The sequence below is a fragment of the Aminivibrio pyruvatiphilus genome (assembly GCF_004366815.1).
In the GTDB taxonomy this organism is placed as follows: Bacteria; Synergistota; Synergistia; order Synergistales; family Aminobacteriaceae; genus Aminivibrio; species Aminivibrio pyruvatiphilus.
Window position 1 is genome coordinate 1 of record NZ_SORI01000061.1, and the last position, 1,006, is coordinate 1,006.

Consider the following 1,006-nt stretch of genomic DNA (forward strand, 5'->3'; position numbering starts at 1 on the left):
GGCGACTGGGCCGCCTACGGCCAGACGGAAGAGAAGACCGCCCGCCTTGCGGTGGAGCAGATCAATGCCAAGGGCGGCGTGCTGGGCCGTCCCATCGAACTTGTGGTGTACGACTTCCGGACCCGGGCGGAGGACGCGGTGAACGCGGTTCGCCGGATGATCGAGGAGGACAAGGTCGTCGCCATCATCGGGGCCAACGGAAGCGGGATCAACATCGCCACGGCGCCCATAGTGAACCGTCTCGGCGTGTCGCAGGTGGGGACCGTGTCCACGAATCCGCTGGTGACGGTGGACGAAAAGGGAGCGGTCCGTCCGTACTCCTTCCGGATCTGCTTCACCGACCCGTACCAGGGGAAGCTCATCGCCTTCTTCGCGGCGAAGGAACTGAAGAAGCTGAACGCGGCGATCCTGTACGACGTGGGTAACGACTACTCCCAGGGACTTCGGGAGTTCTTCATGGCGAGCTACGGCGAGTACGGCGGCAAGGTGGTTGCCGACCTCGGGTTCCGGGGCGGCCAGGACGTGGACTTCCGTGCGCAGTTGACGGAGATCCGTGACAAGGCGGCCGATGTCCTTGTGCTGCCGAACATGGGCAAGGAAATGGCGCTGATTATGAAGCAGGCCCGTGAGCTTGGCCTGAACGAGATCGTGTTCGTGGGCGGCGACGGGTACGGCGAGTTCATGTGGGAGATCGCCGGAGAAGCCATGGAGGGGTCCTACTGGATCAACCACGTGGCGCCGGAAGATCCTGCCATGCAGCCGTTCTTCGCGCAGTACAAGGAGCGCTGGAACGACGAATGCAAGGAGTTCGTGAACGGAGTGCTGGGGTATGACTCGGTGTACTGGGTTGTGGACGCCATAGCCCGTGCCGGATCTGACGACCCGAAGGCGATCCGTGACGCCCTTGAGGCGACGAAGGACCTGAAGCTGCACCATGCGACGATCACCATGGATCCCGCGACCCACAACCCCGTGGACAAGGATGGCGTGGTGCTGATCGCCAAGG

Annotated in this window: 1 protein-coding gene; it reads left to right on the forward strand. The window is 63.2% G+C overall.

Features of this window, described 5'->3' with window-relative positions:
• Nucleotides 1–1,006, forward strand: a 1,006-nt coding sequence (locus tag C8D99_RS15085) for an ABC transporter substrate-binding protein (protein WP_133959327.1), incomplete at both ends; no start/stop codon positions are given.